Annotated in this window: 12 protein-coding genes; 5 read left to right on the top strand and 7 right to left on the bottom strand. The window is 73.3% G+C overall.

The window, feature by feature from the left end:
* Positions 1 to 8 precede the first annotated feature (8 nt).
* Positions 9 to 644, bottom strand: coding sequence for a TetR/AcrR family transcriptional regulator (locus ACIOJE_RS37155; protein WP_400782633.1), 636 nt, complete (start codon positions 642 to 644; stop codon positions 9 to 11).
* 147 nt (positions 645 to 791) lie between these two features.
* Here ACIOJE_RS37155 and ACIOJE_RS37150 point away from each other — a divergent pair, with 147 nt between their 5' ends.
* Entirely contained in the window at positions 792 to 2036 is a 1245-nt protein-coding gene (locus tag ACIOJE_RS37150) for an agmatine/peptidylarginine deiminase (RefSeq protein ID WP_400782631.1), read from the top strand.
* Positions 2037 to 2143: 107 nt separating this feature from the next.
* On the opposite strand, the gene ACIOJE_RS37145 is transcribed toward ACIOJE_RS37150, so the two are convergent.
* Together ACIOJE_RS37145 and ACIOJE_RS37140 are read right to left on the bottom strand one after the other, a co-directional pair.
* Positions 2144 to 3331: a serine hydrolase domain-containing protein gene (locus ACIOJE_RS37145; RefSeq protein ID WP_400782629.1), complete on the bottom strand. Its 1188-nt coding sequence runs from the start codon at positions 3329 to 3331 to the stop codon at positions 2144 to 2146.
* Between the two features lie 75 nt (positions 3332 to 3406).
* Entirely contained in the window at positions 3407 to 3703 is a 297-nt protein-coding gene (locus ACIOJE_RS37140) for a DUF4190 domain-containing protein (RefSeq protein WP_400782627.1), read from the bottom strand.
* A 250-nt stretch (positions 3704 to 3953) separates the two neighbouring features.
* Between ACIOJE_RS37140 and ACIOJE_RS37135 the strand changes: the two genes are divergently transcribed.
* From ACIOJE_RS37135 to ACIOJE_RS37120, 4 genes are all read left to right on the top strand, one after another.
* On the top strand, positions 3954 to 5234 hold the full coding sequence (locus ACIOJE_RS37135; protein WP_400782625.1) for a sensor histidine kinase: 1281 nt from the start codon (positions 3954 to 3956) through the stop codon (positions 5232 to 5234).
* A complete protein-coding gene (locus ACIOJE_RS37130) occupies positions 5231 to 5935 on the top strand; it encodes a response regulator (protein WP_400782623.1) in 705 nt (234 codons plus the stop codon). The genes ACIOJE_RS37135 and ACIOJE_RS37130 overlap by 4 nt, the downstream gene beginning before the upstream one ends.
* Positions 5936 to 6090: 155 nt before the next feature.
* Positions 6091 to 7596, top strand: coding sequence for an alpha/beta hydrolase (locus ACIOJE_RS37125; protein ID WP_400782620.1), 1506 nt, complete (start codon positions 6091 to 6093; stop codon positions 7594 to 7596).
* A 114-nt stretch (positions 7597 to 7710) separates the two neighbouring features.
* Entirely contained in the window at positions 7711 to 8367 is a 657-nt protein-coding gene (locus tag ACIOJE_RS37120; RefSeq protein WP_400782617.1) for an NADH oxidase, read from the top strand.
* Positions 8368 to 8380: 13 nt separating this feature from the next.
* Here ACIOJE_RS37120 and ACIOJE_RS37115 read toward each other — a convergent pair whose 3' ends face one another.
* The 4 genes from ACIOJE_RS37115 to ACIOJE_RS37100 form a co-directional block, all read right to left on the bottom strand.
* On the bottom strand, positions 8381 to 8992 hold the full coding sequence (locus tag ACIOJE_RS37115; protein WP_400782614.1) for a response regulator: 612 nt from the start codon (positions 8990 to 8992) through the stop codon (positions 8381 to 8383).
* 89 nt (positions 8993 to 9081) lie between these two features.
* Positions 9082 to 10296 carry a sensor histidine kinase gene (locus ACIOJE_RS37110; protein WP_280684445.1) on the bottom strand — a complete coding sequence of 405 codons (1215 nt, stop codon included), beginning with the start codon at positions 10294 to 10296 and terminating at the stop codon, positions 9082 to 9084.
* An 87-nt stretch (positions 10297 to 10383) separates the two neighbouring features.
* The gene (locus ACIOJE_RS37105) at positions 10384 to 12699 is read right to left on the bottom strand and encodes a TOMM precursor leader peptide-binding protein (RefSeq protein WP_400782665.1); all 2316 of its coding nucleotides are present in this window, start codon (positions 12697 to 12699) and stop codon (positions 10384 to 10386) included.
* Between the two features lie 20 nt (positions 12700 to 12719).
* Entirely contained in the window at positions 12720 to 12902 is a 183-nt protein-coding gene (locus tag ACIOJE_RS37100) for a hypothetical protein (RefSeq protein WP_280684448.1), read from the bottom strand.
* Positions 12903 to 13244 lie beyond the last annotated feature (342 nt).

The raw sequence follows: 13244 nt of genomic DNA, 5'->3' as shown, positions 1-13244 counted from the left end.
GGCCCGGGTCAGGTGCCGGTGGCGCCGGATGCGAGCCCGAGGATGAGGGCCCGCATCACCGGGGCGGGGTCGATCCGCGCGCCGAGGGACTGGAACGCGGCGAGGCCGTCCGTGCCGGCGGCGGCCGCCTCGCCCAGGGGGCGGGGGTCGAAGGCGCCGCCGTGCTCGTCCGCCAGGACCTGGAACAGGGCGATGAAGCAGGCCCGCCACCGCCGGTACTCCGCCTCCAGGCTCTCCCGCACGCTGTCGTCGTTCGCGGCGAACCAGTGCAGGGCGGAGTGCACCCGCGCCAGGTCGCCGGCCTCCGGCTCCGCCAGCAGCCCGATGACCCGCTCGGCCCGCTCGGCGAACGTCCCGGGGCCGGCCACCGCCTCCTCCAGGGGGGTGATCCACTCCGGCCGGATGCTCCGTACCACCGCCACGATGAGGTCGGTGCGGTTCTGGAAGTGGTAGTGGCACATACCGTGCGTCACGCCGCCGAGGGCGGCGACGTTACGCGTGGTGAAGGGCACCGTGCCGTCCCCGGCGAGCAGTTCGCGCGCGGCGGCCAGGAGCCGGGCCCGGGTCTGCTCGCCCTTGGCCGAGGCGCGCGGGCGCCGGGGGGCGGGGGCGAGGGGGCGGGGGTCGTCGGAGCGCGTGGCCATCCGGAAACTCTAACGAGCCCGTGGGGGCTGCCCTTTGCGCAATGTACCGGTACCGGCGCGATGTATTGACCGAGCGCTTGGTCAGTTTTACGGTCATGGCCACCACGTGGAAACGGCCACGTACGGAGAGGACCGGGAGGTCAGGAGATGAACGGTCACAGCGAACCGCACGTCTCGTCCGGCAGAGCGCGGGGCGTACTCGGGCGGCGGAACTTCCTCGCCGCCACCGGGCTGGCGGTGGCGGGCACCGCCTGGGCGGCGGACGGCGCCGCCGCAGCCGTCCGGGGCGCCGGCGCCGACCTCGCGGCGGCCGGGCGCGCGCCCGTCGGCCCCGCGCTCGCCGGCACCTTCGCGGTGCCGATCGACACGGTGGCCCACACCAGGACCTGGATGGCCTGGCCGGACGACCCCGCCATCTGGACCGGCCGCCGCGGCGGCCGCGGTGGCGGCACGACCCCCTCGGTCGCGCAGATCCAGGCCAACATCGCACTCGTCGCCAACACCATCGCGACGTACGAACCCGTCTACCTGTGCGCCAACCCGGCCGCGGCCGCGGCCGCCCGCCGGGCCTGCCCGGCGGCCGACGTCACCGTGCTCACCACCATCCCCGTCAACGACTGCTGGATGCGCGACTCCGGCCCGGTCTTCCGCACCGACGGGCTCGGCGGCCTGGACGCGATCGGCCTCAACTTCAACGGCTGGGGCGGCAACCAGACCTTCACCAACGACGGCAAGGTCGCCGCCCGCGTCGCCGCCCACGTCGGCGTGCCGTTCACGGCGGCCGGACTGGTCTCGGAGGGCGGCGCCATCGAGACCGACGGCACGGGCACGCTGATGGCCACCCGGAGCAGCATCCTCGTCTCCAACCGCAACCCGGGCATGACACAGGCCCAGGCCGAGAACGCGATGACGGCCGGGTACGGCGCGACGAAGGTCATCTGGTTCACCGGGGTCGCCGGCCAGGACATCACCGGCGACCACGTCGACGCGACCTCGCGCTTCCTCGCCCCCGGCCAGGGCCTCGTCCAGCAGCCGAACGCCACCGACGACCCGTCGGACGTCTGGACCAAGGACGAGCTCAGCCAGTACGGCGTGCTCTCCTCGGCCACCGACGCCCGTGGCGTCCACATCCAGGCCACCAAGCTCGGCGGCCCCGACTACTACACGATCCGGCAGAGCGATCCGGCCTTCGTCGGCTCCTACGCCAACTACTACGTCTGCAACGGCGCCGTGATCGCCGCCCAGTTCGGCGACCCCCGGGCCGACGCGGCGGCGAAGGCGACGCTCCGGTCCCTCTTCCCGGGCCGGGTCGTCGAGCAACTGAACATCGACTACATCGGCCTCGGGGGCGGCGGCATCCACTGCGTCACCCAGCCGCAGCCGATCCCCTGACCCGTCGGGGCCGAGCGGAGCGGGAGTTCCTCGGCTCATGGCCCTGCGGAACGGGCGCCGGTCCCCTGTGGTCTCGCAGGGGACCGGCGCTCTGCGGGCGGCGTCGTTCAGCGGCAGAGGGCCGTGTCCACGACGGCGTCGACGTGCTTCCTGGTCGCCTCGTCGTCCAGCTGCATGGTCACCGCGACATTGGCGGCGCGGCCGCGGTCGGTGGCGCCGCCTCGGGTCTCGTAGCCCGGGAAGCTGCCGCCGTGGCCCCAGTACACACCGCCGCAGGACAGCGGCTTGCTCACGATCCCCAGTCCGTAGCGGGCGCCGTCACCGAAGGGGTACTCGGTGGCGACGGTGGTGCGCATCTGGGTGAGCTGGGCCTCCGGGAGGAGGTCGCCGTGCAGGAGCGCGGTGAAGAACCGGTTGAGGTCGGAGTCGGTGGAGACCAGCTGCCCCGCCGCCCAGCCCCAGGACGGGTCCGTCTCCGTGACGTCGAGCAGCGGCGCCCCGGCCGAATCCCGGTAGTAGCCCTTGGGGTGGGCCTCCCGGATGGTCGCGTCGCCGGGGGCGGGGAAGTAGGTGTGGCGCAGCCCGATGGGCTTGATGATGCGTCGGTCCATCTCCTCGGCGAGGGGGCGTCCGGTGATCTTCTGGACGATCAGGCCAGCCAGCAGGTAGTTCGTGTTGCTGTACGCCCACTTCTCGCCGGGGGCGAAGTCGGCCTTGTGCTGGAGCGCGAGGTCGAGGAGGTCGCGGGGGTCGAAGTACCGGACGTCGTCCCCGAGGTAGGTGCTGTAGTTGGGGAGTCCGCTGGTCTGCTGCAGCAGTTGGCGGACGGTGATGTGGCGTCCGTCGATCCCGTCCCCGCGTACGAGGCCCGGCAGGTAGGTGTCGACCGGGGCGTCGAGGCTGACCTTCCCCTCGCCGACCAGTTGCAGCACGACGACCGCGGTGAAGGTCTTGGTGTTGCTGCCGATCCGGACCTGGCCGTCGACCGGTACCTTCGCGCCGGTGGCCAGGTCGCCGACCCCGGCGGTGTAGATGCGGGTGCGGCCGTCCGGGCCGCGGACGGAGGCCAGCGCGGCGGGCAGCCGGTCGGTGCGCACCAGCGCGTCCAGGCCCTGCTGGACGGTGTCCGGCCGGGCGGTGTTCGGCCGGGCGGCGGCCGAGGCCGAGGCCGGGGGCGCCAGGGCGCTCATCGCCAGGACGCCGACGGCCATCGCGGCCGCCGCCGGCACGGCCCGTCGCCGACCGCCCTGCTGCCGCCGGGGCGAACGAATCCGCTGCCATGTCTGCGCACGCATGAGTCAACTCCTGTGGAATCGTCGGGAAACGGTGGTGGGCGCCGATGTCGGGGGCCACCCGTCGGCCGGGTCCGGTCAGTGACCGGTGAGCTGCCGGTGGACGCACTCCCGGTACTGCTGGAAGCTGTCGGGCCGGTAGCAGGCCTGCGTCTTGTTCGCGTACCAGGCCAGGAGGAACACGGCCAGGACGGACACCGCGATCGCGAGGACCGACGTCACCACGCCGGTGAGCGCCCTGCCCCGGCCGACGCCGGTCCGCCGGGCCGTCCGCAGGGCGACGGCGCCCCCGATCAGGCCGAGGACGCCGAACAGGCCGCCGACGAGGACGACCGAGGTGAGCAGGCCGAGGACGCCGAGCACCAGGGCGGCCACGGCCGGGCCGTTTCCGCCGGACGGGTCGCTCCCGCCGACCGGCGTCGGTGCCGTGTGATGCGGCGATGTCCCTGTCCTGGACAGCCCTGTCCTCGGCATCCCTTGCGCGTTCAACAGCAGCCCTCTCGTCAACTGGTCGGGGCACGATCCTGGTTTCCGCGGGCCCGGGTGCGCATCGCGGAAAGGCAGGAGAAAGTGCTCCCTCGATCGGGGGAGGCCGCTGCTGAGCTGCCCGGTCATACTGGCGACCATGTTCAGGGGAATCCGGCCGTTTCTGCGCGGCTCCACGTATGCGGGTGTGCTGTTCGCCTCTTGCGGCGCGTTGGCCAGCCTTCCACTGCTGGCGTTCGCCATGCTGCCGGCGCTGCTGTGGCGATCGGCTCCCTGGGGAGTGCAGGCCGCGCTGTGCCTGCTGGTCTGGGCGGCGCTGGTCGCCGCGGTCGGGCTGGCCCGCACCACGCGGCGGGTGCTGGTCGTGGGCGCCCGTCGGCTGCTGCGGGTGCCGCTGCCGGATCCGGTGGCCGGCCGTCGGCCCGCGAGCCCGCCCGGCACCGCGCCGAGCGCCGCCGCGTCCTCCGGAACCGCGAACCCCGGCGCCGACCGCTGGCGGACTCCGCTCTGGCTGCTGCTGCACGTGGTCCTGGGGTGGACGGGCGGGCTGGCGAGCTGCGTGCTGTTCGTCATGGCCCTGTCCCTGCCCGGGGACTGGCTCGACGGCGAGGCGCGGTTGAGCCTGTTCGGCCGGTCGGTGCAGGTGACGGGCGCCTGGCGCTGGCCGGTGGCGCTCGGTTGCCTGCTGCTGGCGCTGGCCGTGTGCGTGCTGGTGACGGGCGCCCTGCGCCGGCTGGCGCCGCCGCTGCTGGGCCCGTCGTCGGCCGAGCGGCTCGCGCTGGCGGCCGAGCGGGAGCTGCTGCTGGCCGAACGCAACCGACTGGCCCACGAACTGCACGACTCGATCGGGCACACGCTGACGGCGGCCACGATCCAGGCCGCGGTGGCGGGCGAGGTGCTCGCCGCCGATCCGGCGGCCGCGCGGGCCGCCATGCGCAGCATCGAGGAGTCGACCCGGGCCGCGCTGGAGGACCTGGACTACGTGCTGGGCGTGCTGCGCGAGGAGGAGGCCGGGACGGCGCCGGCCCGGACCCTGGCCGACCTGCCCGAGCTGCTGGACCGGCTGCGGCACGCGGGCGCGGTGGTGGAGCCGGAGCTGTCGGGCGACCTGACGCAGGTGCAGGGCACGCTCTCCCGGGCGGCGTACCGGATCCTGCAGGAGGGGCTGACGAACGCGCTGCGGCACGGGGCGGGCGGTCCGATCGAGGTTCGGGTGGCGGCCGCGCCGGACGGGCTGGAGCTCAGCGTGGTCAACCGGACCGGGGCCGGTACGGGCCGGGGCGCCTTCCCGACGTCCGGGCACGGCCTGCCCGGGCTGGCCGAGCGGGTGCGGCTGCTGCACGGTGAGATCGAGGCCGGCCAGGACGGCCCGCAGCGCTGGCGGTTGGCGGTCCGGCTGCCGGTACGGTTGTCCGCGTGACCGGCTCCGCGACGGGTGAAGCCACCGCTACCGGCCCCGCGGGAACCCCCGTCACGCTCCTGATCGCGGACGACGACGAGGTGACCCGCAGCGGCCTGCGCACCCTGCTCGCGGCACAGCCGGGGATCGCGGTGGTCGGGGAGGCGGCCGACGGCGTCGAGGCGGTCGAGCAGGCGCTGCTGCTGCGGCCGGACGTGGTCCTGATGGACGTCCGGATGCCGCGCCGCAACGGGATCGAGGCCACCCGGCAGCTGCTGGCCGGGTCGGCCGAACCGCCGAAGGTCGTGGTGATCACCACCTTCGAGAACGACGGCTACGTCACCGCCGCGCTCGGCGCGGGCGCCAGCGGGTTCGTGCTCAAGCGGCTTCCGGTCCGGCAGATCGCGGAGGCGGTGCGGGTGGTGGCGGCCGGGGAGGCGATCCTCTTCCCGGCGGCGCTGCGCCGGATGGTCGCGGCCCGCCCGCTGGACTCCGCCGAGGCCTTGCCGCGGGCGGCGCTGACGGGACGTGAGGAGGAGGTGCTGCGGGCGATGGCCACCGGCCTGTCCAACCCGGAGATCGCGCAGTCGCTCACGGTGACCCTGGAGACGGTGAAGACGCACGTCGGGAACGTGCTGACCAAGCTCGGCGCGCAGAACCGGACCCACGCGGTGGTGATCGCGTACGAGTCCGGCCTGGTGGTGCCGGGGTTCGCCGGCTGAGGCGGCGTGGGGCGGCGTGAGGCGTCCTGACCCGGCCTGGCGCCGGTGTCCACCGCCGGGTGGAGGCGGGCGCGGCGGGCGGGTGGAGTGCCGCCGGCGCGATGTCCACCCCGGCGCCGAGGCCGACCGCCGGGCCGCCGCCGTACCGTCGCGCCATGACCGCACTCCTCCGCCGGAAGGCCGCGACCGGCGGCCTGTTGGTGTGCCTCGTGCTGCTGCCGGCCGTCCTGGCCCCCTCCGCCGCCGAAGCCGCTCCCACGGCTCCTGCCGCTCCCGCCGCGCTCGCCTGGGGCGCGTGCCCGGCGCCGACCCTGAACGCCAACGGCGTGCCGTTCCCGCGCGATCCGCGCGAGCAGTGCGCGACCCTGCGCGTCCCCCGCGACTACCGGGACCGGCGGTCCGGCACCCTCACCCTCACCGTCTCCCGGATCCGCACCGCCGACCCGGCGCACCGCAAGGGCGACCTCGTGGTGGTGCCCGGCGGGCCCGGCGGCTCCGGACTCGACTACCCGGGCGAGGCGGTGTCGTTCCTGCCGCCCGCGGTGCTCGCCTCCTACGACCTGATCGGCTTCGACGAGCGCGGCGTGGGCAACAGCACCCCGGTGCACTGCGACCTGTCCGAGGCCGACCGCGCCGCCCAGCTCAACTACCCCTTTCCGGCCCCCGACGGCTCGATCACCGCGAACCTCGCCTACGCCAGGACGGTGGCCGACGCCTGCGCGGCCGCGGGCGGCTCCTACCTCGCCGACATCACCACCGCCAACTCGGCCCGCGACCTGGACCGGATCCGGGCCGCGCTGGGCGTGCGCAGGATCTCCTACCTGGGCACCTCGTACGCCACCTACCTCGGCCAGGTCTACGCGAGCCTCTTCCCCACCCGCACCGACCGCGTCGTGCTGGACAGCACGGTGGCCCCGGGCGGCGAGCAGCAGGGGGTGAGCCTGTTCGGCGAGGGCGCCGAGGACACCTTCCCGGCCCTGGCCGGGTACCTCGCCGCCCGTGACGCCACCCTGCACCTCGGCGCCACCCCCGAGGCCGTGCGGGCGGCGTACCTGCGGCTGGGCGCCGAACTCGACCGGGCGCCGCTGGTCCTGGCCGACGGCCGGACGCTCACCGGCACCGTGCTACGGGCCGTCACGTACTCCTCGCTGACCAACCCGCGCTACTACCCGCTGGCGGCCGTCGTCCTGCAGCGGGCCGCCACCCGCGCCACGACGACGCCGCCGGGCGGCTCCTCGGGCAGCCCGCTCCCGCGGGTGATCCCGGACAACTTCGTCGCCGCGCAGGATGCCGTGATCTGCGACGACTCCGCCTGGCCGCGCGATCCGGCCTACTACGCGGCCCGCACCGCCGCCGACCGGGAGCGCTACCCGCTCACCGCCGGGATGGGCGGCAACGTCTGGCCGTGCGCCTTCTGGCACTACCGTCCGAAGGAGCCGCAGGTGCGCCCGAACCCCGCCGGGCCGCGCAACGTCCTGCTGCTGCAGAACCGGTACGACCCCGCCACCCCGTACTCCGGCGCCCGGCAGACCCTGGCCGCCTTCGGCCACCGGGCCGCCATGCTGACCGTCGACGCGGCGGGCCACGGCGTCGACTTCGGCGATCCCCGGGTCAGCGGCCCGTTCACCGCCTTCCTGCTCACCGGCCGGCTTCCCGCCTGAAGCCGAGGTATGACATCTTCACACCGGCTTCGTGATTTCCTTACTGTCCGCGGCCACTTCCCTGCTCGCATACTCCGGCTAAGAGCCGTCGAGACGAGGGAGCCGGTGGGAATCATGGACGAGTGCCCCGTCGTGCATCTGTGGTCGCTGGCCGAGGACGTCGCCGTACACCCGGGCGCCCTCGACGGTGAGCTTGTTCTGGTCGGTCTCTTCGGGACCGAACACATCAAGGACGAACCGCTGGTCGTCGCCGAGGCGCTCCGGCGCATGGAACTCGGCCCCGTACTCCTCACCAACGTCGAGGCCGGCTCGGACAGCGGCCTCTCGCCGGACGAAGTGCAGTCGGCCCTCTCCCGTGTCCTCGAACGCATCCCGCACCTCGTGGTGTGCACCCTGGGCGTGGACGATCTGCGCGGCCCGCTGCTCTCCGTCGTCCCCCTGGTGCCCACCGCCCTCCTCGCCGTGGCCCGGCTCCCGTCCCGAAGTCGCCTGCAACTGCCCCAGGGCGCATCGTTCACGGTGGACGGCAACCGGATCGTGCTCCGGCGGGAGGGTGCCGCGTACCGGGTCGAATTGCACCGACCGGAGGCGGCCTGGGTGGTCGCCAGGCTGGCCTGGCCCACCACGCCGGACGCCGTCTCACGGGAGCTTCCGCTGCCCTGGTCGGTCACCCGCAGCATCCTGGAGTACCTGGTGGCCGCGGGCATGCTCACCCACATCCGCGACGCCGCTCCCGGGTCGCCGAGTCGGCCGGCGTCGCCGGAGGATTGAACCGGGCGCCGCCTCACAGCAGCCAGCCGGCCTCGCGGGCGAGCTTGATGGCGTCGACCCGGTTGCGGGCGTTGAGCTTGGTCACGGTGGTGGTCAGGTAGTTGCGCACGGTCCCCAGGGACAGGTTCAACTGGTTCGCGATCTCCCGGGGTTCGGCCCCGTCGGCGGCCAGCTGGAGCACCTCCGTCTCCCGCTCGGTCAGCGGCGTCCCGGCGCTTCCCCAGGCGGCGAGGGCGAGTTGGGAGTCGATCGCCCGCTGTCCCGCCGCCACCTTGCGGATCGCGGTGGCCAGTTCCTGCGGCCGGGCGTCCTTCAGCAGGAAACCGGAGACCTGCGCCTCCAGGGCGCGGCGGAGCGTGCCCGGCCGGCCGAGGCTGGTGAGGATCACGGTCCGGCACTCCGGGACGTGCTTGCGCAGCAGGGCGGCGGCGGCGAGTCCGTCCATACCGGGCAGGTCGACGTCGATGACGGCCACATCCGGCCGGAGCTCCCGGGCGGTGGGCAGGATCTCGTCGCCGCGTTCGAGTTCACCGACGATCTCCAGGTCGTCCTCCAGATTGAGGAGTGCGACCAGGGCGCCACGCACCATGTGCATGTCCTCGGCCAGCAGAATGCGGATGGTCACGGCGAAGTTCCTCCAGGGGCGGATGGTTGACGTGTGATCAGGCGCCGGAATCGATCGTCGGGAGAGGGCGCCGGGGCCGGACGGCCGGGTCAGGCGGCGGATTCGCCCCGCTCGTCCCGGCCGACCGACTTGAGCCGGCCCCGGGCCGGGGCCTCGGCGATCAGCCGGAACGTGCCGTCCGTGCCCCGCTCGACGTTCAGCGTGCCCGACTGCACGAGCAGCCGCTCCCGCAGGTTGCCCAGGCCGCTGCCACTGTGCGCCGAGGTGTCCCGGTAGGCGGGGTCCACGCCGTCGTTGGTCACGGTCAGCCGGACCAGACCCGCCTCCCGGGCGACCTGTACGGTGCAGAACGTCGCGTGGGAGTGCCGCAGCAGGTTGGTGACCGCCTCACGGAGCACGGTGGCGAGGACGGAGTCGACCGGCAGCTCCAACTCCTCGGTGTCCGCCTCGACCTGCACCCGCAGGCCCGCCGCTTCCAGCAGCGACCGGGCCGAACCCAGCTCCTGCTTCAGGGACATGTGCCGCAGGCCGTTGGAGATGGCGCGGACGTCGGCGAGCGACTCCCGGGAGATCTCCAGGACGTCGCCGACCTCGTCCAGGGCGCGCCGCGGATTGGTGGTCACCAGCCGCTGGATCAGCTCCGTCTTGAGGGTGATCGCCGACAGGCTGTAGCCGAGCAGGTCGTGCAGGTCGCGGGCGAACCGCAGGCGCTCCCGGGTGACGGCCATGTCGGCCAGCTGGCCGCGGGCCTCGTGCAGCGCCTGCACCAGCGCCGCCAGCCGGGACAGGCTGTAGACGACGAGGCCGGTCAGCAGGGTCGACTGGAGCAGGTAGACGCTGTCCTGGGTGGAGAGATGGTCGATCGCCGGCGGGATCACCATGGTCAGGCCGACGAAACCGTACGTGGCCCAGGCGAGCCAGCCGGGCAGGAGCAGCAGCAGGGAGCCGGCCAGGAATCCCGCCATGGAGCCCCAGACGCTGTGGAAGAGCGTGATGGGCAGGTAGGTCAGCAGCGCCTGGGTGCCGAGGGTCAGGCACTTCTGCCGCAGCGGCGCCCGGGCGGCGCCCGGGCTGGAGTGCCTCAATTGCAGGAAGAACATGACCAGTTGGCAGACGACGCAGATGACGAGTGCCGCGCGGGACAGGTGTGCCCCGAACAGGTTGTTGACGGTGACGCCGCTGTAGCACAGCAGGGCGACGACGAGGATGGCCCGGGCCGAGAGCCGGGTCGTGAGATCCGACGTGTCCGGACCGGAGGGCGTCGTCTCCCGAGTGGACCCCGCCTCACCGTGAGTCTCCACCATGGTTTCCCCCGTTGTCTTCCTGCCGGCCGGCGGCTGTGACTGGAGGAATCATATGGTGTGACTCCTGATCATGGGTCAGCCGATGAGTCATACGAAAAGCGGAATGGGGTTCAGCTCTTCGTACGGGGTCGGCTCCTTGCGGTGACCCAGGGACACCGGTGCGGTGAATAGTCGACCCGGGCCGAAGCGGGGCCAGAAATGCCGCAGTCCGGGAATTATCACCTTCACCACGGGCAGTTCAAGGTCCGGCCGGGTCTGGTTCAGGACCAGCAGTTCCATTCCTTTGGAACGCACCAACTCGGTGAGGAAAGAGACGTCCTGGAGCAGGTCGTCGGTGGGCGCGTACGTCCACGCGTCCGGACCGGCCGGCGGCCGCTCCGGGTCGGCCCACAGGTACGGCTGGTTCGCCGGGGTGGCGTGCTGCCACCAGGCCAGCGCGTCCGGATCGTTGATCCGGTAGCCCGAGCCCGAGGGCGTCACCCCGGCGACCAGGGGCAGCAGCTGGCCCATCTCGGTCAGGGCCCGGCACACGGCGACCCGGGGGTCGAAGTGCGCGCCGAAGCCGAAGATGACGTCCTCGGCCGGCTTGTCGGTGCGCCGGGACAGTGCGACCACCACCGGGATGCCGAAGTCCGAGGTGAGGTCGAGCGCCCAGGTTTCGCGGTGCTGGTCGCGGTAGGTGGCGCGCAGGCGGTCGATCCGGGGATCGTCGAAGGCGTCGAGGGCGACGGCCCGGTGGCGGGTGCGGTTGTACCACCACAGCGCCACCGCGTCCCGCTCGATCAGTTCCAGGAACCCCTGGACCAGCGCGTCCTCCGCGCAGCTGCCGGCGGCGTTGCCGTTGGAGTCCGCGCACAGCCCGTCGGGGGCGGCCCGGTCGCTGTAGTAGAGCATCGAGGTCGGCAGCAGCCGCCGGGTGCGCCCGGTCAGGGACCAGACGGGCGTCCAGTCGGTGGGCCGGTCCTCGTCGAAGCGCGGGGGGACGTACTGGAGCTGCGAACCCCGCTCGTTCCACCCGTCCCGGTCCGCCAACTGGGCCTCGGCGTACAGCTGGCAGGCGTTGGGGTGCACGGCGACCGGACCGAGCGAGCGGTAGCTGGCGCGCAGCGTGGGCTCGTCGCCGTGCCGGGTGCCGCTGTAGCGCTCGACCGCCTCGCCGAGCGCGCTGGTCCGGGCCTCCTCCTCGGTCAGGCCCTTGCCGCCGCTGAGCGAGCGCAGGCCCGCACGCAGCCCCGCCAGCGAGGCGCTGCGCATGGCGAGGTTGCGCCCGGACAGGAACGCCTGGACGAAGGAGGGGCTGCCGGGCGCCCGGCGGATCTCCCGGATGATGCCGGTGACCGGGTCGACCAGGTGGGCGTAACGTTCCAGCATCTGGGCCGGGGTCAGCGCCCGGTGGCCGTTGAGGTGCCGGGCGGCCTTGGGACGGGAGACCGGGACGAACGGGGCGGCGGCCCGCCTGGCGACCAGGCCCGGGTCTCCGCAGGCGGGGCACTGCGGGCGCCGGGCCACCGGATGGGCCGCAGCGGTGGAGGTGAGGGTGTCCAGGGTGTGCACGGCGTCCTGAGCGCTGTTGCGCACACCCGCCAGCCACTTGGCGGCCTCCAGTACAGCCAGGTGCACGGTCATTGAGCGACCCGCCGCCAGTGTCGCCATGGGCCGGGGCGGCGGACCGTCCAGTCCGAGCGCGCGCCGCAGCGGCGACTCCGAGTGGCGGTGGTCCTGCAACCGGGTGGCCAGGCAGTGCCAGCACGGTCCCTCGCCGGGGCGGAACACCGGCCCGACCCAGGAGGTGGCGGTTCCCACCGCCACCGGCAGCCAGGGCCGGCCCGCCAGGCGGTGCGCGGCGTCGATCTCCGCGAGCCGCGGGTCCAGGTAGTCGTCGCACAGGACGATCTCCAGCGCTGCGTCCGGCCTGGACGCCGTGACCGTGAGCCCCGACTCGGCGCAGGCGTTGCGCACCTGGTCGAGGTCGACGTCGGTCAGCGCGGTGAGGTGGACCGGGCGGGCGGCCACCGTGTACGGAACCCGGCTGCCGTCCAGGCCGGCCAGGTCCCAGTACGCCTCCTCGGCCCGGTCCACCGGTTGCGGCGGGGCGTCCGGGGCCCAGCCGAGGGCGCGCCGGCGCAGCAGGCCCGCCGCCTCCAGGCTGCGCAGCGCGGCGAGCACGTCGTCCCGGCCCATCGCGGGCGCCGCGTCCCGCACCACGGCCGGTTCGTCCCGGCTGCCGTCCAGGAGCGGCACCAGGATCGCGGCGGGCCGGCCGGACAGCGCGGTGACCCCGCGCTGCGAGACCAGATAGACGGCCTCGCCGGGGACCGGGAATGCCGAAAGGTGGCTTTTGAGGCCGAGACGGGCGCCGCCCATATCCGCCGTGGTCAATTCTGTCCCCCCCGTTTCCTGCATCACTTCCCCCGTCTCCCGTTTCAGCGGGCGCCCGACACCGGTCGGCCGTGGGACCGCTCGAGCGGCGGGTACAGGACGCAGGCGGTGAAGAGGGCGGTGCCGTTGTCGAAGGACCCGTCGAGGTCCTCGATCACGAGTGGGGAGGTCGCGCCGGTCACGCCGAGCTCGCCCAGGCGGGCGAGGGGAAGGGTGGTGGTACTCATGGTGTCATCACTCCTGTCCGGTCGGTCTTGCGGGGCGGTTGCGATCCTGCCTGACGTGGTCAGGCGCAGACAGTGGTGGATTCACCGCGCGGATGTGAAGTTCTCACGGATTCCGGAACGGGCCACTCCGGGATCCGTACGGCTGCCCGGAAGTCAAGACCGCTGCGCATCAAGGAAGCGTCAGAATCGCTTCGACGGCGGTGTGGTCGCGCGGCCTCGCGCACGGGTGGGGGAAGACCTGGGGGTGAGAAATTCACATCCGACGGGCGTGGAATTCATGCGGAGACCGGTTAAGCCTTCACTGTCCGCCGACTTGACCGGAGCCTACGGTTCTCATTGCCG

Source organism: Kitasatospora sp. NPDC087861, from assembly GCF_044742585.1.
Taxonomy (GTDB): Bacteria; Actinomycetota; Actinomycetes; order Streptomycetales; family Streptomycetaceae; genus Kitasatospora.
Note: the sequence above shows the minus strand (reverse complement) of the source record. Positions and strands in the feature narration are given on the sequence as shown.